Source organism: Cupriavidus sp. SHE, from assembly GCF_000812445.1.
GTDB classification, from domain to species: domain Bacteria; phylum Pseudomonadota; class Gammaproteobacteria; order Burkholderiales; family Burkholderiaceae; genus Cupriavidus; species Cupriavidus metallidurans.
Map to the genome: position 1 here is coordinate 1 of NZ_JWMB01000010.1, position 21,143 is coordinate 21,143.

General features: G+C 59.8%; 26 protein-coding genes and 1 pseudogene. 18 read left to right on the forward strand and 9 right to left on the reverse strand.

Annotated elements, in window-relative coordinates:
- The coding region (locus tag RN01_RS34990; RefSeq protein ID WP_304413579.1) for a hypothetical protein at positions 1-184 on the forward strand (184 nt) is incomplete at its 5' end.
- On the forward strand, positions 184-552 hold the full coding sequence (locus tag RN01_RS32445; RefSeq protein WP_051705547.1) for a hypothetical protein: 369 nt from the start codon (positions 184-186) through the stop codon (positions 550-552). The genes RN01_RS34990 and RN01_RS32445, both read left to right, overlap by 1 nt.
- Before the next feature lie 102 nt (positions 553-654).
- Here the strand turns inward: RN01_RS32445 and RN01_RS05130 are convergent, their stop codons facing one another.
- From RN01_RS05130 to RN01_RS05140, 3 genes are read right to left on the reverse strand one after another with little or no spacing between them, the layout of a single operon-like run.
- Complete coding sequence (locus RN01_RS05130; protein WP_035884567.1) at positions 655-1,059, reverse strand: polymer-forming cytoskeletal protein; 405 nt, start codon at positions 1,057-1,059, stop codon at positions 655-657.
- Between the two features lie 11 nt (positions 1,060-1,070).
- Positions 1,071-1,664, reverse strand: coding sequence for a hypothetical protein (locus tag RN01_RS05135; RefSeq protein WP_035884566.1), 594 nt, complete (start codon positions 1,662-1,664; stop codon positions 1,071-1,073).
- A gap of 22 nt (positions 1,665-1,686) precedes the next feature.
- Positions 1,687-2,289 carry a hypothetical protein gene (locus RN01_RS05140; protein WP_051705546.1) on the reverse strand — a complete coding sequence of 201 codons (603 nt, stop codon included), beginning with the start codon at positions 2,287-2,289 and terminating at the stop codon, positions 1,687-1,689.
- 550 nt (positions 2,290-2,839) lie between these two features.
- Between RN01_RS05140 and RN01_RS05145 the strand changes: the two genes are divergently transcribed.
- From RN01_RS05145 to RN01_RS05195, 12 genes and pseudogenes are all read left to right on the forward strand, one after another.
- Entirely contained in the window at positions 2,840-3,247 is a 408-nt protein-coding gene (locus RN01_RS05145) for a hypothetical protein (protein ID WP_231582255.1), read from the forward strand.
- Positions 3,196-4,512: a hypothetical protein gene (locus RN01_RS05150; protein WP_035884565.1), complete on the forward strand. Its 1,317-nt coding sequence runs from the start codon at positions 3,196-3,198 to the stop codon at positions 4,510-4,512. The genes RN01_RS05145 and RN01_RS05150 overlap by 52 nt, the downstream gene beginning before the upstream one ends.
- Before the next feature lie 98 nt (positions 4,513-4,610).
- Positions 4,611-6,065, forward strand: coding sequence for a DNA repair exonuclease (locus tag RN01_RS05155; RefSeq protein ID WP_035884564.1), 1,455 nt, complete (start codon positions 4,611-4,613; stop codon positions 6,063-6,065).
- A gap of 175 nt (positions 6,066-6,240) precedes the next feature.
- Positions 6,241-6,756: a hypothetical protein gene (locus tag RN01_RS05160; protein WP_035884563.1), complete on the forward strand. Its 516-nt coding sequence runs from the start codon at positions 6,241-6,243 to the stop codon at positions 6,754-6,756.
- Complete coding sequence (locus tag RN01_RS05165; protein ID WP_035884562.1) at positions 6,744-9,068, forward strand: AAA family ATPase; 2,325 nt, start codon at positions 6,744-6,746, stop codon at positions 9,066-9,068. Before RN01_RS05160 ends, RN01_RS05165 begins: the two co-directional genes overlap by 13 nt.
- Positions 9,069-9,140: 72 nt before the next feature.
- Positions 9,141-9,479 (forward strand): hypothetical protein, encoded by a 339-nt coding sequence (locus RN01_RS05170; RefSeq protein WP_051705545.1) that lies wholly within the window; start codon positions 9,141-9,143, stop codon positions 9,477-9,479.
- 2 nt (positions 9,480-9,481) lie between these two features.
- Positions 9,482-9,718: a hypothetical protein gene (locus RN01_RS05175; RefSeq protein ID WP_035884561.1), complete on the forward strand. Its 237-nt coding sequence runs from the start codon at positions 9,482-9,484 to the stop codon at positions 9,716-9,718.
- A gap of 202 nt (positions 9,719-9,920) precedes the next feature.
- On the forward strand, positions 9,921-11,411 hold the full coding sequence (locus RN01_RS05180) for a hypothetical protein (RefSeq protein ID WP_035884560.1): 1,491 nt from the start codon (positions 9,921-9,923) through the stop codon (positions 11,409-11,411).
- A 19-nt stretch (positions 11,412-11,430) separates the two neighbouring features.
- A complete protein-coding gene (locus tag RN01_RS34245) occupies positions 11,431-11,874 on the forward strand; it encodes a hypothetical protein (RefSeq protein WP_035884559.1) in 444 nt (147 codons plus the stop codon).
- Positions 11,804-12,034, forward strand: a pseudogene (locus tag RN01_RS34875) (DUF4372 domain-containing protein); the annotation flags it as partial. The gene RN01_RS34245 and the pseudogene RN01_RS34875, both read left to right, overlap by 71 nt.
- A 73-nt stretch (positions 12,035-12,107) precedes the next feature.
- Positions 12,108-12,992 (forward strand): hypothetical protein, encoded by an 885-nt coding sequence (locus tag RN01_RS05190; RefSeq protein ID WP_035884558.1) that lies wholly within the window; start codon positions 12,108-12,110, stop codon positions 12,990-12,992.
- A 299-nt stretch (positions 12,993-13,291) separates the two neighbouring features.
- The gene (locus RN01_RS05195) at positions 13,292-13,540 is read left to right on the forward strand and encodes a hypothetical protein (protein WP_035884557.1); all 249 of its coding nucleotides are present in this window, start codon (positions 13,292-13,294) and stop codon (positions 13,538-13,540) included.
- 88 nt (positions 13,541-13,628) lie between these two features.
- Here the strand turns inward: RN01_RS05195 and RN01_RS05200 are convergent, their stop codons facing one another.
- The 4 genes from RN01_RS05200 to RN01_RS05215 form a co-directional block, all read right to left on the reverse strand.
- Positions 13,629-14,051 carry an HU family DNA-binding protein gene (locus tag RN01_RS05200; protein ID WP_035884556.1) on the reverse strand — a complete coding sequence of 141 codons (423 nt, stop codon included), beginning with the start codon at positions 14,049-14,051 and terminating at the stop codon, positions 13,629-13,631.
- A 128-nt stretch (positions 14,052-14,179) separates the two neighbouring features.
- Positions 14,180-14,605, reverse strand: a complete 426-nt coding sequence (locus RN01_RS05205) for a hypothetical protein (RefSeq protein ID WP_035884555.1) — start codon at positions 14,603-14,605, stop codon at positions 14,180-14,182.
- Between the two features lie 204 nt (positions 14,606-14,809).
- Positions 14,810-15,724, reverse strand: a complete 915-nt coding sequence (locus tag RN01_RS05210; RefSeq protein WP_039016651.1) for a site-specific integrase — start codon at positions 15,722-15,724, stop codon at positions 14,810-14,812.
- Between the two features lie 165 nt (positions 15,725-15,889).
- The gene (locus tag RN01_RS05215; protein ID WP_051705544.1) at positions 15,890-16,363 is read right to left on the reverse strand and encodes a DUF6884 domain-containing protein; all 474 of its coding nucleotides are present in this window, start codon (positions 16,361-16,363) and stop codon (positions 15,890-15,892) included.
- 235 nt (positions 16,364-16,598) lie between these two features.
- On the opposite strand from RN01_RS05215, the gene RN01_RS05220 reads away from it, so the two are divergent.
- From RN01_RS05220 to RN01_RS32450, 4 genes are all read left to right on the forward strand, one after another.
- On the forward strand, positions 16,599-17,498 hold the full coding sequence (locus RN01_RS05220) for a DNA-binding protein (protein WP_039016652.1): 900 nt from the start codon (positions 16,599-16,601) through the stop codon (positions 17,496-17,498).
- Between the two features lie 965 nt (positions 17,499-18,463).
- The gene (locus RN01_RS05225) at positions 18,464-18,844 is read left to right on the forward strand and encodes a hypothetical protein (RefSeq protein ID WP_152564941.1); all 381 of its coding nucleotides are present in this window, start codon (positions 18,464-18,466) and stop codon (positions 18,842-18,844) included.
- A gap of 16 nt (positions 18,845-18,860) precedes the next feature.
- Positions 18,861-20,077, forward strand: a protein-coding gene (locus RN01_RS05235) for an IS3 family transposase (protein WP_231582256.1) whose coding sequence is annotated in 2 segments (ribosomal slippage) — positions 18,861-19,119 and positions 19,119-20,077 — 1,218 coding nt in all. Because the reading frame shifts where the segments join, the coding sequence is not laid out codon by codon here.
- A 21-nt stretch (positions 20,078-20,098) separates the two neighbouring features.
- Positions 20,099-20,341, forward strand: coding sequence for a hypothetical protein (locus tag RN01_RS32450; RefSeq protein ID WP_152564940.1), 243 nt, complete (start codon positions 20,099-20,101; stop codon positions 20,339-20,341).
- A gap of 121 nt (positions 20,342-20,462) precedes the next feature.
- Here RN01_RS32450 and RN01_RS05240 read toward each other — a convergent pair whose 3' ends face one another.
- Both RN01_RS05240 and RN01_RS05245 read right to left on the reverse strand, forming a co-directional pair.
- Positions 20,463-20,717 carry a hypothetical protein gene (locus RN01_RS05240; RefSeq protein ID WP_008640683.1) on the reverse strand — a complete coding sequence of 85 codons (255 nt, stop codon included), beginning with the start codon at positions 20,715-20,717 and terminating at the stop codon, positions 20,463-20,465.
- 169 nt (positions 20,718-20,886) lie between these two features.
- On the reverse strand, positions 20,887-21,105 hold the full coding sequence (locus tag RN01_RS05245) for a hypothetical protein (protein ID WP_029309003.1): 219 nt from the start codon (positions 21,103-21,105) through the stop codon (positions 20,887-20,889).
- Positions 21,106-21,143 lie beyond the last annotated feature (38 nt).

The window sequence follows — 21,143 nt, forward strand, 5'->3', positions numbered from 1 at the left end:
CGTTGCAGAAGTTCCAGACGTAGTTCACCGCTCGGCTTTGCTTGTTCAGCAAACCGTTAAGCGATTTCACCCGGTAGCGGTAGACGACGATCATGCAGTCGATTTTACAGACGGAATGCCGTTGTCAAACAACGGCGCTCCTTTCCTCCTCGCCCTGAAGGACGAGGTTTCTCGGAGCAAATGATGAATGTGGAGCAGATCCCCCGGCACCGGCTGGCGGGGCGCGTCGAAGAATGGTTCTCCGGAGTCTACAATGGAGAACTTGCCCTCACGTTTGACGACTGGCTTGCAGGTGTTGCGTACCCTGTCCGGGCCGCAACAGACGGCATGCGCCTGCGCCAGGGAGTACATGAGTTCGAGCTGCGCCATGGCTTGCGTTATGCAATTGACGATACCGTGCGTGGTGCAAGGACGTTCGACTGCATTATTGATGGCCGTGTGCCGCTCGTCGCGTTCGTCAACGAGAACGGGCAGCGTGCGCCTTGGATAACGGTCAAAAATCTGTTCACGATCGAGGAGATCGTGACGATGGCAGAAGTTCCACAAGCGTAAAAGAAAAGGCCCGACACATTTTGTGTGTTGGGCCTTTTTTGTTTGGGTACCAGAATAGCGATAGCTTTCTGTGAGCTTTCCGGGATTTTTCGTCGAGCGTGCTCAGGTTCCCAAGCTTTCGGGTTCGGGGGGCTGCTCCACCGTAGCGGGTTGGGTTTCCTGCGCTGACCCGTAGGTGATATTGGGCACTCGGTTGATCGTTCCCTCGAGCGCCGCGTTCGTCCCCAGTCTGATCGTACCGGCGTAAATGATGCGTCCTTTCACGCGGCCGTTGATCTGAAGCGATTTCCTCGCTGCAACATCGCCTTCGACCGTGCCGTCCACCTGGACATGCTCCCCCGTCACGGCACCGCGGACAAGCCCCTGGGGTCCAACATGAACCAGTCCATGCGTAGCGCGCAGGTCGCCGTCGACGAGGCCGAAGCAACTGATGCCATGATCCGAGGCGACGTCCCCATGAATGCTGAGGCCGGCTTGGATGAGGCTGAACGTAGTTGGCTGTGTCATGGTCGCGACGCTTAGAAGAGTTTGATCTCGTTGCTCCGGGCTGGCGCGGCGGTCGCGGCGGAGGGTTGTGTCTGGACGGGTGTCGGGGCGCGAGACTGCTGCGCCGGAGGGCTGATGGGCTTTGTTGCTAGAGGGCGAGTGTCGAGACGAGGCTCGCGCTGTTCCGCTTGGGCCGCGGTGGGCTTTGGTGATGCGACCGGTGTCGGAGGCTCAACGGCTACGGGAGCGGAAGCACCTTCATGGCTCGTGGCAGGAGCCGTCGCGACTGCGGTGGAAGCTGGCCACTCGTGGCCAGATGCTTGCGTTGGCATTGCTTTCTCAGTGGCCGTTGAGCTTTCCTCAGCCGCCTTGCGCTTGCCTGCCGAGCCCATGAGGCTGCCCAAGCAATACATGACCACGGCGAGCACGATAAAGAGCACACCCAGCTTCCACGTCGAGCTGATGCCAGCCGGCTTCTCGCCAGCCGGTGCCGCGTCCGGAGACGACATCGGCCCAGGGAGCGCTTGAGAGGGTATGCCAGCGATCGCCGGCGTGGCGTCCATATCGATGGTAAGCGGCGGCTCGCTGTACTGCGCGTGGAGCCTTTCGATTTCTTTGATATCCATGCACTGGTCCTGATAGGTGGCGTTACGCGCCCTCGAGCAACTTGCCGTTCGGGGCGAATCGGTCGTTGTCGGGAATGCAAAGGCGATGAATGGCGCGGATATGTCTGGCGGCGCCGTTGATGGCGTTGTCCTTTTCGCCGTCATTGATGGCTTGTGCCACGTAGGCACCCAGCACGCGGTGGACGAGCCGGTCATGCTGGTTGAGTAGCCGAATCAGTCGGCCTGCGAGCGGGTGAGTAACGACGAGCTGGCGCTGATCGAACTTCAGGCTGATATGGCGCCGCGGCTTCTTTTCAATCCACGCAAGCGCAGCGTCCATCCACTGCTGGGCGTCCCTGAATGCTTCGTCAAGAGCGAGCGTCTTGGCTTTGCCTGCAACGGAGAACTTCGATGTGGCGAAGTTATAGTCGCTACGCAGGAAGTTTCTGACGAAGTCAGTGCAGTAGGAGATTTCCGCACCGCTATCGGTTTGCGGAACGATCTTGGAGACTCGTGTCTCGCTGAGCATGCGCCGAATCGGCTTCGGTCCGGCGACGGTGCTGACGGGTGAGGGCGTTTCGCTCGATGGTATCGGCGAGATGAGACGCGACTCACCATCAGCCAGATGGAGGGAAGGTTCGGCCATGTTCCATGTGTAATAGGATCTCTCTCAGTAACGAATTGTGAGCGACAAAATCATGGAGACAGCCGGAGAAAGAGGTGCCAAATTCGCGAGCTTTCCGACTTTCTTGGCACTTTGGCTGTGCCACAATCCTTTCACACCTCGCGTCATCGACGCATCGAACCTGACTCCCTAGCGAGTCCATCTCTTTTTCAAAGTCGTGCAACTGCGCACGCGCCGACTGGTTGGCTACCAGTGTGGAAATTTCTTGTGCTAAGTGTTTTCGCCGAACACTTCCCTCTTCTGCTCGTAATACGCGTCCTCGCTGTGCCTCTATGAGTGCACGCTGGACACCGTTCGAGCCTGGGACCATGTGGAGCTCTCTCAAAGGCCCCCTCCTAGGTAGAACGGCAGACGTCGAGCCGATCCGTGAACCTGCGGCCGAACCTGTGGGTTCGCGAAAAGGGTTGTTGTGCAGCGTGACCATGCTGCACGAGGACGACATTACGTCCTCAACATAAGAGCAGCGCGCAAAAGTGCGCCGCTCCCTGAGTGCCACGCCCCCGGAAGGGGCGTGGCATTGCAGGTCCTGACACAAAAGCTCGCTGCCGGCGCAATCCGGAGCGAGCTTTTTTTGTTTCTGGTGAGAGACCTCGATCTTCAGGAGAAGCTCATGCACCGGAACGCCGAGATTTCCGCCGCGATCGCGGCAACGCTTGATCTCCGGCGCCCAGAATACGTGGGCATGCCGGAAGCATGGCGCAACCTTTGTGAGGCGGCTCATGTCGCCAGTCTTCCGGAAGCCGCGAGAGCGAACTTCCTCAATTCCGTAACGACCCAGCGCGGGGCCGACACAGCCCTGCGCCTTCGGGAGCATGCTGCGTCCATCCGGGCAAACGTCGTTCGTTTCCTTGATAGGAGAAAGAACGCATGCACGCACCCATCACCTACAGCGAGCCAGGCGGGCGCCGAAGCCTGCTAGAAGAGCGGCCCATGCGGCCGCCGATCATCGGCAAGATTCGGCCGGGCATCAAGGTCTTGACCAAGGCGGCGCGCGACAAGCCCGAAGCCGTGAGGATTCACGATGCAGGCCTCGCGCGAGGCGAGAGCTTCGAACGGATCGCAGCGGACATTACAAGGGCCACGGGCATCAAGACGCCGATGGTTCCCAAGAACGTGCCCTGGTTCACCTGCCGCGGCTCTGACTTCGCCAACCCCGCGCTGGCAGAAGACATCCTGCAGCGCTACGGTGAGGACCGAAACGACGGCAATGGATATCGTCTCTGGCGCTTTCCCGTGGTCTTTGCGTTCGACGACTGGCTGAGCAACATGCCCAACCAGCTAGTTGCATGGACGAAAAGCGGCAGGCAGTACTTCTCGGAGTATGGCCATGACGGCAGGCGCTACTGCAAGATGTACGCGGCGCCTGTTCGTAATGAGCGGGCCAACCGTGCAAAGCGCATGTGGGGCGGCCGCACCATCATCCTGCGACAGGACGAGAACATCCAAGACGGCATCTGCGATCCGCAGGAATGTCCCCAGTACCAGGGCGGACATTGCAACCTCTCGGCCAGTTTCTTCTTCGCCGTGCCGTCCGCTATCGGACTCGGTCTCATCGAAATGCCAACGACCTCGATCTACGTTCTGCAGAAAGCCCACGCGGCAATGCAGACCGTGGCGCTGGCGCGCGGCAGGCTCGTCGGCGTCAAGTTCTGGATGTCGAAGCAGGAGATCGAGATCAGCCGCATCGATGACAGTGGCCAGGCAGTGCGTCAGATGCAATGGCTCATCACCCTGGACGCGGAAGTCGATATTGCGGCATTGCTTGACGGCTCGGACCGCCCCCCACCGGCATTGGAGATGGCAACTCAGGCCGTCTCGGTGCTCGAGGGTGACGGCGAGGCTCTGGCGCCAGGACAGGGCCATGTCTGTGACGCTCCCACGCAGGTAGGAGCAACTGACGGGAGCGCAGTTCAGGCCAATGCGGCGGCGCCTGCTTGTTCCAGTGCTGAGTCCGGGATTGAAGACCTCGAGCGCGAGTACCGCGATCTCGTGCAGCGCCTTGGCCTCAACAGTGAGGATGGCACCCGCCAGCTCAAGGCCTTTGCAACCGCAACCTTCGGGCGCGGATGGTCTAAGCGCGACCAGGATGTCCGCCGGTTCTTGTCAGAAATGCGTACTGCACTTGGTAACCCCATGGCTTTCCGCGAACAGGTGGCGGCCATCGCTGCAGACGTCGCTTCATAAACCGCCATCCACGTGCCGGCGTTGCAGGGAAGCCTATGGGCTTCCCTCTTTTTCTTTCTCGCCGCGAAATCGCCGGCACATCCCTTGGAGGTATCACCATGCTGAACCAAAGCGAGGGCTTGCGCCTTGCGCATTGCTCAGACTTGCATTACTCGCCGGGCAATCTTGCCGAGGCAGACCGCTGCTTCGGCTTTGCCGTGGAGCACGCGATCGAAGCTGGCTGTCATCTCGCGGTGGTGTCGGGAGACTCCACTGACTATGGCCTCGATGCTCACACGCCGGCTTTTGGCGCGCTCGCCAGACGCATCCACAGGCTCTCCGCGCATTGTCCAATCCTCATGCTTCAGGGAACATACAGTCATGAACCACCCGGCACGCTGGACGTGTTCCGGCTCATTGGCGCGCGGCATCCGGTGTACGTCGCCGACCGCATCCAGCAGGTTGCGCTTTGCGACGGTGAGTTCCACCCATCGGAGGGACCGATCTTCTCGGAAGCCGAGTTTGATGTGTTGCTTGCGCAGCATGGCATGCCCACAGTCGTCTTCACCTGCGTGCCTACCGTCAACAAAGCGGTGCTGGCATCAGCCGTTGGCGTCGCCAAGGCAGCAACGGCGATCGGCGACCATCTCGCCGCATATCTCACGGCGGCGGGGAACATGAATCGCAGGCTCCGCAACAGGGGCGTGCGCACTGTTGGCGTCTCCCACGGTACCGTGAACGGTTGTGAAACCGAGCACGGTGTGCCGATGGCGGGCTTCGATCACGAGTTTTCGATCGGGGCGCTGTTTGACGCAGAGTGTGACGCCTTCTTGCTTGGACACATCCACCGCGCCCAGCAATGGGCACGAGAGGGCAGGGTGGTGGCATACCCTGGGTCGATCGGTCGGTTTCACTACGGTGAGATCGGCGCAAAGGGGTACTTGCAATGGGAGATCACGCCTGGCCATGCCAGCGCATCGCTGGTGGAGACGCCGGCGCGTGAAACGGTGTGCGTAGACTTTGACGGCCCGCCGGACATGAACAGGCTTGCGGAGATTGCTGCGCAGGCCTCCGACAAGTTCGTGCGCGTCCGCTGGACGGTCAATGAGGAGCACCGCCAGCTTGTCGATCGTGATGCCATCGTTGCGCTATTCGGAACGAGTGCGGACTTGAAGCTGGAGGCGCGAGTCGTACCGGCCGTGCGCAGTCGTGCGGAAGGCATCAGTCGCGCTGCCACGCTGCCGGACAAGCTGTCGCGCTGGGGTGAGTTGACAGGTGTAGATGCCCGTCCGCTGGTCGACCGGCTGGCAATGCTGGATGCACTTGACGCTCAGTCAATTGCCGATGGTGTCCTCGAGCAACTGCGCGCGGCACCGTCGGAGATGTCGCTTTCTCCAGTCCATGTGCCGGTGCAGCTGGAGCCAGCGACGACGCAGTCGCCATTTACGCTGTTGGAGGATGACGCTGTTGTCACCGTGGCGCATGACGTCGCGGATGCGCGTCCGGACTCGCCCACGCCAGCTGCAGCCGACAAGCTTCCGATGGACTGGCTGACCGACGACCTTTTTGCGTAGCGATACGCCAACCCTTTGAACATGTGAGCCATGTTCCGACAGCCCATTGAGGCTGTCGAAACCCGGTTTTACCCGCGTCTTCTGACGCATCGACCCCGCAGTATCCATCCTCTTTTAATCTACCCTGACGGGTGCTCCCGTCAGGGGTGCACTCCGTCTTCAACAGGAGTGCAACATGATCCTCTATCACGCGGGCCCGGAATGGCTCTTCGTCGAAGAGACGTTTATCAATCGTTTGGAGATGGCCAAGCGCCTCTCTGAACAACACGGCTTTACGCAGTGCATGCTGTACGAGCCGTTTGGCCCTGGCCGCGGTTCGGTGATCGCCAAGCGCGATCACATGCTGGTCATGGCGCTTGGCGAGGCAGGTGGCAACACCTTCTTTGCCGTGGCCCCGGCCAAAGAGCTGCAGGACTTGATCTGGTCCTTCTCGAACGGCCTGGCTTCTCAGTGGAGCCAACTGGAACTTCGGGCACTTACGGGCCAGGATGACTGGAAGGCCGTGATGACGATGGCAACCGCACAGTTTGCGGACGCCCGCCGCTCCGTCGAGCGAGCAATTTCGGGCAAGCCCGAGCGGGACGCCCCGGCGATCGCCGAGATCCCTGTGTTCGAAGACGATGCCATGGAAGTGCCCTCGGACTATCTCCATTCCTTCAACGGTACGGAGGAAGCCGAATGCGCCCACTGAAACTCACCCTGTCGGGGTTTTACGGCATCCGGGATGGCATGCAACGGGATAGCGTCACGGTGGACCTGACGACGCTGCCCACTGGCCTGATTGCGATTGTCGGCCCTAACGGTGCCGGCAAGACGACGATCATGGACAACCTGCATCCGTATCCGATCATGCCCAGCCATGCGGCGAAGATGTCCGCCGACGCGTTCTCGTACTGGGACCATCTGTGCGCTCCGCGCGCCGAGAAGGATCTGGAATGGGAGCACGGCGGTAAGGTCTATCGATCTGCCTTTGCCTTTCGCAATCCTGGAAAGAGCCGCAAGGCCGAGTACTACCTGTTCGAAAAGGCTTCTGACGGTGACTGGAAGCCGGTGCAATTGGCTGACGGTACTGTGTCCGATGGCAAGGCGGAGACCTACGGTCGCTGCCTCGAATCGGTGCTCGGGTCGGCGGAGGCGTTCTTCACGAGCGTGTTTTCCGCGCAGAATCGCCGACCGCTGGCCAGCTACCAGCCTGCCGAGATCAAGAAGCTGCTCGCCGAGTTGCTCGGGATCGATTACCTGCGCGAGAAGTCCGCGAAAGCGGGCGATGTCGCCAAGGCACTCGGGCGGGCGCTCGAGAACCTGCAGCGGGACGTGCTTGTGCTGTCTGGCAAGCGGGACACCGCGGCGGCCATGGCCAGGGAGATCGGTCAGATCGACGAAGCCTTGGTTGCTGAGCGACGTCAACGGGAGGCTGGCCTGGCCAGCGGTAGCAAGCTCGAACAGGAACGGGCGACGCTGGCTGCAAAGCAGGCGGCATCCGCCGGTACCGAAGCACGGTTGCGCGAGCTGAATCAGCGCCAGCGTGAATTGACGGCGCGCCAACAGGAACTTGCTTCTGATGATCGTGCGGCATCCGCAAGGGCCACATCACGCAGGCAGGATCTGGAGCGGGCCGCGGCCGGCCACCAGGCCACGCTGGCGCAATCCGAGGCGATCGTGGGTGCCGCGGCACGGCGAGACGAACTGCAGATGGCACTAGGCCGCCGTCAGGCGGAACTGGAAGCCCGGCAGAAAGAGCATGCCGAGTTGCAGCCGTTGGCGACGCAGTATGCGGCGTTGACTGCAGAGCTTCGCGGCATGGCGGATCGCGGATCGGTTGCGGCGCAGTTGGCCAAGACCCTGGAGGCGCAGACTGCCGTCATGGAGGAAGTGCCCTGCAAAGACCACGACATCCATGCTCAGTGCCCGTTGCTTGCCCAAGCCCGCGAGGCGAAGGGCAAGCTTGGCGAGCAGGTTATCGAAGTCAAGAACCTGCGGACCGGGTACGCCCAGAAGCAGGAGGTGGCCAGGCAGTTGACTGCCACGTTGGAGCGTCTTCCTGCCGTCCAGCAAGCCGTCGAGGCTGGACAGCGGGAGATTGCGCGTGACCATCAGGAGATTCAACGCCTGACGAGCCTTGCAGCCAAAAAGCCAATGCTCGAAGCGGCCGGCGCCGGTCTGGAAGTGGTCCGCCGCGATCTGGATGGCCTCGCCAACGAGGAAGCGGAACGGAAAGAGCGGCTTGCCCGCGACGTCCAGGACGCGGAATCGCAGCTGGCCAGCGTACAGCGAGAGCGGGACACGCTGGCCGTGACTGACGTCACCGGGCTCATTGCTGATCTGGACCGCCAGATCGCCGGCGGCCGCGAAGCTGTGAGTGCTGCTGACGGCAGGATCGAGGCGCTAATTCGCCGCCAGAGTGGCCTGTCCACTGAGCACAGTCTCCTCGAAAGGGAGCTTGGTGGCATCGGTGCGCTCGAAGGGCAGGCAAAACGCCTGTCGGACGAGATCGCGCAATGGAAGCTGCTTGCAAAGGGGCTGGGCAACGATGGTGTGATCGCACTGTCGATCGACGATGCGGGGCCCGCCATCACCGGCATGGTCAATGATCTGCTTCTGGCCTGCTATGGACGGCGCTTCACGGTTGCCATCCAGACGCAGACCAGGCTGGCCAGTGGTGAAGCTCGGGAGGGCTTCGCGATCTCTGTGCTCGATGCCGACAACGACAGCACGAAGGATTTCGCTGTCTTGTCAGGCGGACAGAAGGTATGGATCAACGAGTGTCTCACGCGCGGTATTGCTCTCTACAGGGCGCAGGACGTGCAGCAGCCGTTCCAGACCCTGTTCACCGACGAGGCCGATGGCCCGCTGGACCCCGATCGCAAACGAGCCTTCATGCAGATGAAGCGAGAGGTATTGCGCCTCGGCGGCTATGAGCGCGAGTTCTTCATCTCGCAAACACCGGATCTCGTCGACGAAGCCGATGCCGTGATCAACGTTGTTGAGCTGGCGCAGCAGTAAGGCGCCGATATCCCTTAACCATGCCCGCTCGCCCCTTTGGGGCGGCGGGCATTTCTTTTTCCGGAAGCCATCGTGAGCAATGAATCGACGCAGTTCACTCCCGAACAGGAGCGCTGCATTGCCGCAGCAATCCAGCGCGGGAAGAGTGACATCAGACTCTGGATCGCCCAGGGCTGGGTTCCGCCCACGGTCACCAGCTTCTCCGAGCTACAGGACTTCCAGGATGCAAACACGGCCGGCGGCCTGTGCGAGGAAGGTGGTCAGTTTGATGCGGCATTTCCGACGACGACGCCAGACGAGCGCGAAATCCATCTGCACGCTGCGAACAACGTGCAAGCCGCGCTTGACGAGTGGTTGTCCAGCGAGGGCAACGATCGAAATCGTCCGATCCAGCAGCGCGGAGGGGTGTGACCATGACCAAGACTCTCACGTGTGCATGTGACACGGTGTACTCCAAGGCGGACGTAGATCGCTACAGGCGTGTCGGTATGGTGACCTCCAACGGTGTGGTTTACGACTTCTCTTTTGCCTGGTCGGCAGGTGCGTATTTCACGCTGGTTCGCGAGGAAGGGCTGTCGGACGACGTAGACCGCATTAAATGTGTCATCGTTTTCGACAGTGAAAGTGTCACTTCGCGTTGTCGGAACTGAACTTCCGTCTTCGGGCCATGAAGGCTATTCCCGCCCATCGCCCGAAAAATGAAAATCACGGCGATGGGAAAAAATAGCCTACTTCGGATACTATTCGGATTCGATACCGCGTCGGAGCGCACGTTCGGAGTCGTGTGCGCAACAGAATGGGCGTGACTCCAGCGCCTCTGGTGTTTCACTATCTGAACCTAGGGATTAAACAATGTTCTCTGAACGCGTCTATATCTTCGAGAAGATAGTTTCCGGTGTACCTGCAAATGAGTACATTGAGGGCTTTGTCCAAGCCCGTTATCCAGACTTGTCGCGCGAAGAGCGGCAGCAAATTACCGCGGATGCGCTCGATACGTACCGAGCGCTCGCCGCCACCCCCTTTCTTCTGAGCACCGACAATGACCTGAAGGCGGTACTCCCTCATGAGAAACTGGCCGAACTGCGCTTGCATCAAAGCGAATTGCGGAAGCAGATGCGGCATCGCTTTTTCTTGCCACCTACCGAACGCATAATTCGCGACGAAGTGTCCGTCCTGGTTCAGGATGGCGGGGCTTTGGCGGCTGGAACCGTAGTGTACCGACGCGAGACGTCCCATGCGGTCATGCTGTGCGCGCTCCCCTACAGCATCCTCGACATCAAAACAGGACGCTTCTCTCATGCGCTATCCCTGCGACCAGCTCATGAGTCTCAGCAGATGGAACACTATACGTGGTTGTTGGCGTTTGCCGCATCAAACAGTACGGCAACTGTCGTATCTGGCGCTGCTCCTCAGGTGGCGGCAGAAGTGGCGGCCGAGATTGCTGTCAGCGTGGCGCCGAAACTCCCTCCCTTGGCGGTCGAGTTGATCGATGATGGACTGACGATAGCCTCTGTTCTGGTGTGGGCGCTCCCGATGCCTTATGGCCCCATCGGCGCCGGCGTTGCCACCTTGGCTCAAATACTCTTCGGCGCTTTTGGCCATGACAACGGCTCTCCCGTCATCGATGCGATCAAAAACGCTGTCGAAACGCTCCAGAACTTCATTGACCAAAAAATCATCGAAGACAAACAAGGCGACTTGATCGTTTTTCAGGAATGGATTTCAAGGCAAGCCTTCATACTGAATTCCATACAGGAAAACTCTGCTCCCTACATCGAAGACAGAATACTCCCCACCCTGAACAGCATGCTGGGTCTTGTTGGCGGAACTCTACCGAAGGCAATCAATACCTTCGACTCGATGTTTTGCAAATTCGAGGTCAAAACCGTTGAAGACTACAAATACAAAATATCTCTCTACCATTTGTGGATGGCAGCGGTGAGTTTGTATTTGATGGCCTTGAGAATGCGCTTTGTTTACGGCCTCAAGATTGCCGACCATTATTCAGAAATGCGTAATGAAGAGAAGGAGAGCCGCTACACGGCGCTCTGGCTTGGCGACTATGCCGAGTTCATTGCCGTCATTCATGGCGATCAAGGCACCTTGAAGGGCTGGCCCGAACGTGTCGCCGCTCATCTGCCGGCTTTGCGCCGTATGCGAGATGATTTTGTGACCCTGGAACGGATGCCCGAAGAAGGGTACTACAAGGTCAACCCCGGAACCCATGATGGCTCGGTCTCCTGGATCAGAGAGACCCCCGCCGGTTGGGGGCTTTGTCGACAAGGTCACAGGTGTCTCGCAAAGAGCTGGCGAGGACGAGGGTCGGACCGGTTGCTGCAGTAAGACGATTGAACACAGAGAAGTGGCCGAGGCCCGGCGTGCCGCCTACCTTCAGAACATCAATCGAGACGAGTTATCGAAAGCATCAAAGACGATTGAGCAATGGAATCTTGCCGGCAATGACTGGTACGAACACCAGCCGCCACTGCCGCCGCAGAACGTCATCAAAATCGCCAATGAGTGGACCGCCACCACACCCCAAGGTCCTCGCTGGATCAAAGGCAATTCAGTTCGATATGCCGTTCGATTCAAGAACAACCGGGGACCGTCAGCCCTGGGGCCAGCCACCGATTGGATCGAGATCGACGACAAGGCTTTTCCAGTGCTGAGTGGCTTCCCGGTCGATCCTCTTGAGATGGCCACCACCCTCATGATCTACAGAAGCTTCAAAAGCGATGAGTCGCACTGGGTCCAGATCGCTCAAATCCCCGCGTCCCAAAAGACATTCAAGGATACTGTTCAGTAGCTGCGCTCGTCTCCGGCCTCGATCTCTTCATCGGCATCCGTTTGCGCGCATCGTCAATCGATATCGCGGCGATGCGGGCGTGCGTACGCTGGGCTGCGCAGACCTACTTCGAGTGATGGCCTTTGCCCAGCCGACATGGCGGGAACCAGTTGAATCTATTCGATTTTTAACCAAACGCTGGTAATTGCGAACCCATCTGCTGTCGATCAAGACAGCGCCAACCAGGAGTTTTCATGTCCCGTCACGGCCCCGCCCATCGCGCCGAATCGTCCAATCACAAAACTGCTGAAGAGGTGAGGAAGGAACTCGAACTCACTGGCACAAATGCGAAGCACGATCTCGAACCCGAGAAACTGGCTGCTCGCGAGAAAAGCCAACGCCACGCCGAATCCCTGACCCGCAGCATCGAAAATTCTGTCGACGCGAACCGCGCCGTCGAAATGCAGGAAATTTTGACGGTCGATGTCCACCAAGAAATTGCCACGCCCTCGTCGTCGCTCAGCAGCTTTGTCGGTCCGGAGCCTGGTGGCGGCAGCGACAAAGTCGCTCTCGACCTCGATGCGGATCAGAAAAAACTCACCGATCTCAATGAATCGGAGCATAAAAAGAAGCCGAGCAAGGAAGCTCGCAACCTGCACGTTCAATACGTGATGGGGATCACGGGTGTCGTGACACTCTTGTTCAGTGCCGGGTCTTTTGTCTATTTGGCGGTCAAGGACAATGCCAACGGCCGCAACGATCTCAGCGACCCGGAAATCAGACGATTGGCGAACGCCTGGAAGGACAAGCCGGACGTCGATTTTTGGGACGAGATGGCGAATTATTTCGAGAAAAATCCCCAGATTCCCATGGTCGAAGAGGCCAATGTTCTGAAGGTGATCCAACCGCTGTGCCGTGAGACCGGCTGGGTCTGGGCCTCCAAAGAGGAGTTCAACCGGGCCGTCAGTGAATTTTCATCGGACATCCAGTCCGGGAATACCGCTCCTGCCTATCGTGAAGTCACGGTCAGGACCTATTACTCGATCGATGCGCCGAACACACCAGCCCTGTTACCGCGGCGCATCGCTTGCGATGTCCTGAATCTTGCCATCGCCCGCTACCTGCGCCAGCAGCAATGACTGGATGAGACACATGGCAGTAAGGAATACCATGCACATGGTGGTCTGAGACGACCACCATGTCAGATTGAGCCACCAATCTTCATTAACATGCGCCACTTGCGCCGGTGAATCATCCTTTCTAACAGCCCCGACGTCGCGAGACGTTCGGGGCTTTTTCTTTGGGCGATCGATCGAGATCCAAAAAAAGTCCTGAAAGCTCGGGAAAACTTTGCCTGTTTCTGGGGAAACCTACCCACAGAACGTGGTGATAATAGGAGCCGGATGTTTTCCGTATAGGAAAGGGAGAGAGAGGACGCATGAGCAACGATCGGGCCCAGCAAGCCGTAGAATCAGCACGGCAAACACAGCCGGCGGGGAGAGACATTGCAAACGCTGGCACGACGGTCTATCAGGAGATCGACTTGAAATCATTTGTCGACGCGCGTTTCGCGACCGGCGAAGGCGTGTTGACGCTGTGTGAGGCCGCGCCGGATTCTCTAATCGTCATGCTGATCAAACAGGCACTGGCTGCGGGCAAGCCGTTCACGGTAGTCCCTGTCCGATAGGCACGAATACACGCCAGCGGATCTGCCGCATGAAGCAGAAAGGCCTGGCAATTGCCAGGCCTTTCTGCTTGATAGGCTTCGCCCTCAATTACAGCGCGGCGTCCTTCAGCTTCTTCAGCGGACGAACCTTCACCTTGACCGAAGCCGGCTTGGCGGCGAACCATTGGTCCTGGCCGGTGAACGGGTTCTTCCCAAAACGCTTCTTCGTGGCGGCGACTTGAATAGCCTGCACCTTGAACAGGCCAGGCAGCGTGAACTCGCCGGCGCCCTTCTTGTGGATGGCGCTCACGATCGTGTTTTCGAGGTGGGCGAGCACCGTTTGCACGGTCTTCTTGTCCAGCTCGGTCTGGGCGATCAGGTGGGCCAGCAGGCTCGACTTGTTGAACGTGTCCTTCAGCGGCTTCGCTACGGGCGTCGCAGCAACCTTCTTGGCCGCAGGGGCAGCCTTCTTTGCAGGCGCTGCTGCTTTTTTTGCCGCGGTTTTCGTGGCGGCCGTCTTCTTCGTTGCCATGTGGCTCCTGTTGCAGGATACCGGCACCATTGCCGGAATCGGCGCAGCATAGCGAAGATCAGTGCCTGTGTGCAATGGGGATGATGCAAGTATGCGGCCTGATCACTGCAAAAAGACGCACCCAGGGCCTAGCATCCCATTCGATACTGCTGATCGCGGACGCTGCGATGCTGCTGGCGCCGGCCGTCCTGCCACTGCGTACCGTTGGGCCGGCGCATCGAGGCCTCGATCTCGCGGGCCTGATCGGCAAGGGCCTGGCACGCGGCAGCGGCGGGCGGAGAAGCCTGTACCGAGTCAGTTGTGACGGCGCCTGAGTTTGGCGTTGCGCCCCCTGCGCGCGCCGCGAGGAAATCCCGCTCCTGCAGACGGATGGTCTCGCTCTTGCCTATCGTCGACACCGTGCCAACTGCCGCTGGAGAGACCGGAGTGTGGCCGGCAGGGCAGTGCGCGTCCTGCGTATAGAGCGTTTTGCCGCCGCGCTGACACTTCGTAAAGGCCTGCGACGCGGGGGCAAAACCCGCGATGCCCGCTGCAAGTACAAGCAGCGGGATCATGCGTCGGTGTCTCGACAAAGGTAGGTAAGGCATGGATCGTTCTTTACGATCCAGCGCAGTGCGACAAGAAGCGTGGCCAAGAGGCCAAAGGCATAGCCTGCCCAGGCAAGCGCAACTTCGTCCATAGTCCCCTCCCGGCTTTTTATTCAATGTTGAATCCGGAGTTCCGGCGCACAGTATGGCCGCGTGAAGGGAAGTAGGGGGCTATTGGTGCGGTGGCGTACCGATTGTGGCCGCGATGCGATCGACCGTCCTGTTGCTGGCCAGCCCCAAACGCTGCGAAACCTCGTCGCGTGCGACACCGGCGAGGAGCTGCCGGCGGCCGAACGTATTCCGCAGAATGCGGGGGCTCATGTCGTCCGCTTCAAAGTCGATGCTCTCTAGAGCTCGGCGTACGACGATTCCGAGGCTCATATCCGTGATCGGCTTGCCAGTGGCACGCAGTGCGAACAGAAGATCCCCGTCGATCGGCAGTGTGATCCGGCGCTTTTTCCAGAGGGTGAGGATTGGCACTGCAAACTCCGGGAGATGGACCGTTCGAGCAGGTCGCGGGCCATGCGCGTCGACGTGCAGATATGGTCGACGCCCACTTGCCTGAAGCGATTCGATGGTCGCGGCACGGCCCTCCGACGCCGATATTCCAGTGCCTAGGAAGAGGGCGACGATGGCCCGCGAGCGTAGAGTCGGCAGAGCATCCTCGTTGCTGGGCTGAACGTACGCCTGCAGGCGTAGGTCATCTTCTTCGGGCAGGTAGAGGGGTTCAGGCTCATCCTGTGGCCACCGGCCAGCGCGGGCCATGTCAGCCGCGGGATTGCTGTCGCGGACGGCTACGGCAACCAGGTGCCTGCAAAGTCGATCGAGCAGCTTGAGGTACCGCATACGCGTTGTTTCGGCATAGCTGCCTGCGTCAGCGGTCTGCCAGAACGCGTCGATATGGTCGGGGCCGAAGCTGGCCAGCGTTGAGCCGACGGTCAGCAGATGGTGGTAGAAGTGCTCGAACATCGCTTGGTGCTGCACGATCGAGCGCTCTGCGAATCGTCGTCGATCGGCGCCGGCGGCTTCATGGCGTTGCCAGTCGGCATATGCCGTAGCGGGATCGGTGAGCCAGAGAGTGTCCATCCGGTATTTATATACTGAAAGTTGCTTACCCCACCAGCATATCCGCCGCGTTGCGGCGGGCCATCTGCTTACAGAACCGGAGGCGGCACCCGGCACTCTCGCAGGAAACCCTACGGGATGAGGCCGATCGCCTGCGAAGATTGCAAGTCCCCGCCGCAGCGGGGATCAATTTCCGAGGCCCCTGAGATATGCCCCCAGTTGGGCGCGCTGCTGGCCGATCGCTCCAAACGTCTCGCGCGCCATGGCAGCAGCCTCTGGGCAGAGTAGGGCAAGGATCGCCCGCATGACGCGTCGATACTCGTGTCCACCGGCAAAAAACGCCGATCCGATGGAGTCTGGCCAGATCCCCGGCGCGGCAAAGCCGGCCAGCCCAGCAAGCATTTCGTCGGCTCTCTGGGGCGTCATGCGTCTGTCGTAGGGGTCGAGCATCTGTTCCGGCGAAATGAATCCGTGCTCTGCGGAGAGGATCACGATCGCGGGCATTGCTTCGGCTTTTCGGTGCGCGCGCAGCGTGGAGTACATCACGCCGTGGTACAGATCAATGGCCCTCGCTCTCGTTGCGGTCTTTCGCCCCGAACAGGCGAGGATCAGTAGGAGTGTGGCGTCGGGGGAATAGGGCACGGCGGGCAGGGCGGTCATGCGGCAAGTCCGAGATGGCAGTGCTTTTCATCATGCACTAGGCCAACCGATGTCAAGTTAGGGCCGAAGGTCGCCGGCGCCGAACCTCCCGTGGCGCCCTACTTGGGCCAATCGGGCGCGTTGCCTCACCCGTATTGCAACCACCGGGCCTCAATGCGGCACAAACTCCTTGCGCAGTGTATCGTATCGTACTATTTTTAGTACGATATCATTATTTTTACGGGGAGCAATACGTATGGCGCGTCAAGGACTCACGTACGAGCAGGTGGCCGCAGTCGCGGATATCCTGGTGGCCGAGCAGGTCAAGCCTACGCTGTCTGCCCTGCGCGAACGCCTTGGCAGTGGCAGCATGAATACCATCCACCGGCATTTCACCGCCTGGCAGGGCAAACAAAAGCCGTCTCCCCGCAAGTTGAGCGAACCGAACCCAAGGTTACTTTCTGCCCTGGGTGCCGAACTGTCCAAGGTTGCCGAAGAAGCCTCGGCCGATGCGCACGCGGAGCTTCAAAGCGCTCTGAGTGAACTCGCCGCGCTCGCAGCAAATGGGGAGGCACTGGAAGCCGAGCGCGATGAATTGAGTAAGCAGCTCGCGGATACCGCCACCGAGCGCGATACTCTTGCGGGCAAGGCGAACGAGCAAGCAGCCGAAATTGAACGTCTGAAGGAACAGGCCGATCGACAGAGCGCAGAGCTTGCGCGAGCACGCCGTGAGCTTGCTCAGGCCGAGCTTCGACTCGAAGCGGTGCCGCGGCTTGAGCGTGAACTGGGGGATCTGCGAGCCCAGATAGTCGACGAGCAAGCCCGTCGCACAGCAGCAGAAATGGCGGCAGCGGTTGCAGACGCGACGCGAGCTGGAGCGGAAACGGCCCGCGACCGAGCAGAGTCGCGATTGGAAAGTGCGGAGATCCGCGAAGCTGAGACGCGAAAGGAACTGGCCACCGCTCACACGACCCACGAGGCGACTCGCCGCCAACTGACCGAAGCGGTGGGCCAGGCCGCCGGCGCGGTTGCCGAAGTGAGAGAGTTGCGGGCCCAGCTCGAGGCAATCCCTGGCGCCCCCTCGCAGGAGAGCGCGACTGAGCTAGGGACGGACCTAACAGGGTCCCGCCAACCAGCTGCCCGCCGCAAGCGATAGGTGCGACGGCAGACGAAAATTTCCCCCGCTGGTTCAGCGAAATATGGGCCGCAACTACATCCTCGAACGAACCATCGCCGATCCCAAGGCACGCGCCTCACATATGGGGGCCCGAATGCGGGCCAGGTCCAAGCGGCTCAAGGCTGAGCAGGCAGCTTTGGCCGCCTATCGAGAGCGCGCCCGCTGGTGTGCAAATGGTTGCGGAAAATTTGTTGCCACGGGCGATCAAGACGGCAACGGTAGCTGGATTCCATGTTGTTCGGAGGCCTGCTTTTTTGGCAGTGGGATGATACTGTCAATGTTACGGCGGAAGCCCGACGCGTAAGACTTGCCCGGAGCTAGGCTTTTTGCCGCGATCCGCAGGTGCGTCACCCAACTAGGCGCCTTCTGGCATAATAAATTCCGAGGTTGTTTAGGCCAGGGGCGGCTGTGAGTAGTTCGACCCTACTGGGTGCCTCGTACTTAGCCTTTTCCTTCTTGATTGTCCTTGGCATTGGTATGGCCATGCTGGTTTGTATGAGCAAAATCAACTCGACGTCTTCGGACGTTGGAAAGGGTAAAGGTGATGGTATGGGTAAAAACTCTCTTGGATTTGTGAAGCTTTTGGTAGCCGCATTGTTGGTAACTGTTCACGGGCTAAGTATGAGTGCACTTGTGGCTGTAGCTCTGCCCTAAACGACTTCAACTTTGGTATAAAGAGCCGCCCTAGGGCGGCTCTTTATCATTCAAGGGAAGGCGGTCCAACGAAACGTCCTCGGCCGAGAACCACTCTGGGCGCAGCCACAAAACATCGGTTCTTTCAGTTGCTCGGTGGGTAGCCACACTTTGCCTTCTCGTGGTGGCCTTCGCCTTGTGGCTAATCTCTGGTAGCCAACGGGATTTGCTATGCCTTCTGCTTCATCGAGTACGGAAAGCCGTACCTGCCGACGCGGCCTACTGATTTTCCGCCTCACGGTCCAATAGCCATGCCGAGCGAAACAACGGTCACGGCCGCATTGTGGGCTGCAGGCGGTGCGCTAGTTGTAGCGGTTTTCAACCAGGCAATGACCTATTGGAAGGAACAGCGCCATCGAACGGACGAGCACCAACGCGAGCGCACACGCACGGCACTCACCGTAGCCGTCGCGCTGGAATCGTTCGCCTTGGAATGCTCAAAGTGCATCCAAGACATAGGCATGGCCGAATCGGAAGCATCAGCGCAGGGTTCGGAAGACCCCTTGCGAGGCATCAAGCTTCCTGAATTTGTCATGCCCGACGAGCCTGACTGGCGGTGGATTGCGCCTCCTCTTGCCGACGGCATTCTCGGTCTGGAGGTGACCCGTTTTTTCGGACAGTGCCTATCTTGAGAACAGGAGGTGCACCATGCCGAAAACGCGCCCACCGTACAGTGCCGTCTTCCGCCAGCAAATGGTTGACCTGGTCCATGCGGGTCGCCGCCCGGAGGATCTGGCCAAGGAGTTCGAACCGACGGCCCAGACGATCTACAACTGGGTCGCCCAGGCCGATCGCGATGCCGGGCTTCGTCAGGATGGTCTGACCACGGCAGAGCGACAGGAACTCACGCGGCTACGCCGTGAGAACCGGCAGCTCAAAATGGAGAGGGAGATACTTGCAAAAGCCGCGGCCTGGTTCGCCCGGGAGACCGACACGCTGCCCGACAAGGGTACGAATTCATGAAGGCGAATCAGGCCCGCTATCCGCTATCCACCATGGCGCGGCTGCTCAAGGTCTCGCGCAGTGGCTTCCATGCGTGGATGGAACGGCGTCCGAGTGCTCATGCCGTGTGTGACAAGCTCTTGCTCGCGCAAATCCGTGAGATTCACGCCCGCTCGCGCGGTACCTATGGGATGCCGCGCGTGCATGCCACGCTGCTGCGCCGGGGCATCCACGTCGGGCGCAAGCGCGTGGCGCGTCTGATGCGTGAGGCGGGCCTGCGCGGGGCTTGCCGGCCGCGCTTCATTTGCACCACCCACCGCGCGCCGGCGGGCAGACCCGCGCCTGATCTGGTGCAGCGGCACTTCTGTGCCGATGCGCCCAATCAGCTGTGGGTCGCCGATGCGACGTACATCCCGACCGCTGCCGGCTTTTACTATCTGGCTGTTGTGCTCGACGTCTACAGCCGGCGCATCGTAGGCTGGGCCATGGGTAGTCATCTGCGCACCGCACTGATGCTGCAAGCGCTGGATATGGCGCTGGTGCAGCGACATCCCAGCGCAGTGATTCACCACTCTGACCAGGGCTGCCAATACACGTCTGTTGACTTCGGGCGACGTTGCCGCGACGCCGGTGTTCAACCTTCGATGGGCTCGGTGGGCGATGCCTACGACAACGCCATGTGTGAGTCCTTCTTCGCCACGCTCGAATGTGAGTTGCTGATGAGTTCGCGCTTCGCCACGCACGACGATGCACGGCGGGCATTGTTTACCTGGATCGAGGGTTGGTACAACCCGCACCGCTTGCACAGCGCCCTGGGCTATCGCTCACCCGAGGAATTTGAAAAGCTGCCTGTCAGTGTCACGAATCCGTCGCTACACCCGGCCTACACCGCCCCATCACAAGGAGAAAACCCATCGACATAAATTCAAATGCAGATCTGTCCAATGAAACGGGGTAACCCCACCCTCCAACTAAAGGTGCGGTACAGCCGCGCCTATATTCGCGCCCAGGCTGATTTCGATACGACGGCCTTTGACACCGTAGCGACGATTGAAGACCACGCGCGCCGACGCGGCGCCAGAGCTTGGGAGTTGGCCAAACAGATCCGTGCTGAATGCAGCTTGCCGGCCTCCGACCTCGCCGGTGAAGAGTGGGATTTCACCAAGCACCTATATCAGGATCGGTAGCCTACAGACTCACCGAATGGTAGCTGGTAGCTACCAGATAGCTATAATATAAATTATGTTAAATCGCACATGACGACTCGGCAGGTTGTTGTGACAAAAAAGCCGCCCACGGAGGCGGCTTTTACCGGTGGAAGCGCTGAAGATCAGCTTTCCCACTTTCCCACTCGTCGCCGTCCAAGGTGGTGAGTGCGTCGTCCTTAGCCTCGTCTTCTGTAGCGAACCCCTGCTTCAATGCACCAACAGGAACGCCCTTGTCGACCAGACTCCATTGCCAAGTCGTGCCGTTCATTGACACTTCGACCGTCGCAAACCACGGAATCGAAAAGCCGGGGCGCGTCGCTTGGGGCTCGCGACCAAGCAAGGTGTGATAGGCCATCTCTAACTATGCTCCTACGGTGCCGGCCGGTGCGGGGCGCGTGGTGCGCCTAGTTGTCACTGTGGGGGCAATCGGCATGCGGGTACTTCACTGGCCAGCCCGCCGGAGATCGGTAGTCAGCGGCAGGCGCAGGCAGGGTCGTTGCCGTCAGCCCGCTCGCCCTTCCCTGTCAAACGATCTTGATCGTCCCTCGCTCCACCAGGCTGTTGAAATAAGCCTCCGTGAAGCCAGCGTTTGATCTCGTGAAGTCGGAGATATAGAAGCCGACATCTTTGCGCAGGCGGTTGCGGAGCTTCTTCTGTTCATCACGATCTGCCCTGCGAACCTTATGCAGTAGCTCGCGCACGAGCTCTGCTTCGGCAGGCGAAAAAACGCTCTTTCCCTTCATGCCAGCTCCGGTGGCACTATCCCCGCGACAAATCTTTG

Bases quoted from the DNA above. Each gene is read 5' to 3' on its own strand.
- RN01_RS05175 (WP_035884561.1), top strand. From the start codon at position 9,482: ATGACCAAGACTCTCACGTGTGCATGTGACACGGTGTACTCCAAGGCG.
- RN01_RS05225 (WP_152564941.1), top strand. From the start codon at position 18,464: ATGCCGAGCGAAACAACGGTCACGGCCGCATTGTGGGCTGCAGGCGGT.
- RN01_RS05140 (WP_051705546.1), bottom strand. From the start codon at position 2,289: ATGGCCGAACCTTCCCTCCATCTGGCTGATGGTGAGTCGCGTCTCATC.
- RN01_RS05135 (WP_035884566.1), bottom strand. From the start codon at position 1,664: ATGGATATCAAAGAAATCGAAAGGCTCCACGCGCAGTACAGCGAGCCG.
- RN01_RS05205 (WP_035884555.1), bottom strand. From the start codon at position 14,605: ATGATCCCGCTGCTTGTACTTGCAGCGGGCATCGCGGGTTTTGCCCCC.
- RN01_RS05150 (WP_035884565.1), top strand. From the start codon at position 3,196: ATGCACGCACCCATCACCTACAGCGAGCCAGGCGGGCGCCGAAGCCTG.
- RN01_RS05180 (WP_035884560.1), top strand. From the start codon at position 9,921: ATGTTCTCTGAACGCGTCTATATCTTCGAGAAGATAGTTTCCGGTGTA.
- RN01_RS05165 (WP_035884562.1), top strand. From the start codon at position 6,744: ATGCGCCCACTGAAACTCACCCTGTCGGGGTTTTACGGCATCCGGGAT.
- RN01_RS05130 (WP_035884567.1), bottom strand. From the start codon at position 1,059: ATGACACAGCCAACTACGTTCAGCCTCATCCAAGCCGGCCTCAGCATT.
- RN01_RS32450 (WP_152564940.1), top strand. From the start codon at position 20,099: ATGAAACGGGGTAACCCCACCCTCCAACTAAAGGTGCGGTACAGCCGC.
- RN01_RS05200 (WP_035884556.1), bottom strand. From the start codon at position 14,051: ATGGCAACGAAGAAGACGGCCGCCACGAAAACCGCGGCAAAAAAAGCA.
- RN01_RS05215 (WP_051705544.1), bottom strand. From the start codon at position 16,363: ATGACCGCCCTGCCCGCCGTGCCCTATTCCCCCGACGCCACACTCCTA.
- RN01_RS05210 (WP_039016651.1), bottom strand. From the start codon at position 15,724: ATGGACACTCTCTGGCTCACCGATCCCGCTACGGCATATGCCGACTGG.
- RN01_RS05195 (WP_035884557.1), top strand. From the start codon at position 13,292: ATGAGCAACGATCGGGCCCAGCAAGCCGTAGAATCAGCACGGCAAACA.
- RN01_RS05160 (WP_035884563.1), top strand. From the start codon at position 6,241: ATGATCCTCTATCACGCGGGCCCGGAATGGCTCTTCGTCGAAGAGACG.
- RN01_RS05155 (WP_035884564.1), top strand. From the start codon at position 4,611: ATGCTGAACCAAAGCGAGGGCTTGCGCCTTGCGCATTGCTCAGACTTG.
- RN01_RS05245 (WP_029309003.1), bottom strand. From the start codon at position 21,105: ATGAAGGGAAAGAGCGTTTTTTCGCCTGCCGAAGCAGAGCTCGTGCGC.
- RN01_RS05240 (WP_008640683.1), bottom strand. From the start codon at position 20,717: ATGGCCTATCACACCTTGCTTGGTCGCGAGCCCCAAGCGACGCGCCCC.
- RN01_RS05190 (WP_035884558.1), top strand. From the start codon at position 12,108: ATGTCCCGTCACGGCCCCGCCCATCGCGCCGAATCGTCCAATCACAAA.
- RN01_RS32445 (WP_051705547.1), top strand. From the start codon at position 184: ATGAATGTGGAGCAGATCCCCCGGCACCGGCTGGCGGGGCGCGTCGAA.
- RN01_RS05220 (WP_039016652.1), top strand. From the start codon at position 16,599: ATGGCGCGTCAAGGACTCACGTACGAGCAGGTGGCCGCAGTCGCGGAT.